At 40.8% G+C, this 1,372-nt stretch carries 1 protein-coding gene; it reads right to left on the bottom strand.

From position 1 onward, the window contains the following. Window positions 1–62: 62 nt before the first annotated feature. Window positions 63–1,241 carry an IS256 family transposase gene (locus tag H3T48_RS08760; RefSeq protein ID WP_198189192.1) on the bottom strand — a complete coding sequence of 393 codons (1,179 nt, stop codon included), beginning with the start codon at window positions 1,239–1,241 and terminating at the stop codon, window positions 63–65. Window positions 1,242–1,372 lie beyond the last annotated feature (131 nt).

Consider the following 1,372-nt stretch of genomic DNA (forward strand, 5'->3'; position numbering starts at 1 on the left):
GAAACTGTCAAATTTTTTGTGTAAATAGATTTTTCTCGTAGATTGATTTTTTAATCTTTTATTTAATCAAAGTAGGATTCTAAGGTATCCTGAACCTGACCAAAGCCTTTGTGGATTCGATTGAAATAGCGTTCGTTGTAGCTCATTGCCTGAATGCCAATAAAAGTATCAAGCGACTGTTCAGTTGGAAACTCTGCTTTAGGCTTAGCTTTACGCTTGATAACGTTGTTAAAGGATTCGATCATATTGGTAGAGTAAATTGAAGCCCTGATCTGCTTAGGATAGCTGTAAAAGACCAGCAGATCAGGTTCAATATCTTTGAGATTTCTGATGACATGGTTGTACGCTCTGTTCCACTTGTCATAGAAGGCGTGCAAGACTTTGATCGCAGCTTTTTTATTTGGCTGTTGATGAATTTGCTTGAATTCATTCATGATCGTTTCGCGATCATCTACGCGTACTTTAGCGCAAATATTGCGCATGACATGAACTAGACAGCGTTGAAAATGAGCTTTCGGATAAGTCTGCTCCAGCACTGTCTTCATGCCCACAACGCCATCTGAAAGAAAGAGCTCAACCTGTTCTAGACCGCGAGACTTCACATCTTGAAGCATTTCCGTCCAATTCTCGACGTTTTCGCTGGGAGCAATGCGGTAATCGATGACTTCCTTGTGGCCATTAGGCTTGATGCCAATGGCAATATAAACTGCTTCACGATCAAAGGTTATGCGACGCAAAGGAATGTAGGTAGCGTCCAAATAAACGCAGAAGAACTTGTCACTGAGTTTGCGCTGATGATAGGCCTCGACTTTTGGAATCATCTGCTTGGAGATGTTAGATACCTGAGCTGGGCTGTAATGACTGCCATACATCTTTTCAATCAAGTCGGCTATTTCTCTGGTGGTTACGCCTTTGGAATATAGCTTGATAATCATGCTTTCCAAGACATCGGAGTGCTGCTTGTAGTCAGGGAGCGTGTGCTGATGAAACATGCCGTTGCGGTCCCTAGGCACCTGAATTTCAATCTCGCCAAATTGCGTATCAACCTTGCGAAAGTAAGCACCATTGCGTGAATTGCCTGTATTCCAGCCAGCTCTGGCATAAGGATCATAGCCTAAAAACGCAGTCAGTTCAGCCTCTAATAGGTCATTAACTGCTTGCTGGAGTTCTTTGCGCAATAAATCGTTTATTTTGTCTTGATTGAATAGAGCTTGTGCCATATTTTTGGTAAAATCATTCATGAAGGAGTTCTTCTTTCTGTATGTGTTTTTTTGTTCAAACCAATCATACGAGAAAGGAACTCCTTTTTCTAATGTTTTAAGAAATTAATTTAAGGAATTATTCATCCTTACACAAACTATTTTACGGTCTC

The sequence above is a fragment of the Lactobacillus sp. M0403 genome (assembly GCF_016101265.1).
GTDB classification, from domain to species: domain Bacteria; phylum Bacillota; class Bacilli; order Lactobacillales; family Lactobacillaceae; genus Lactobacillus; species Lactobacillus apis.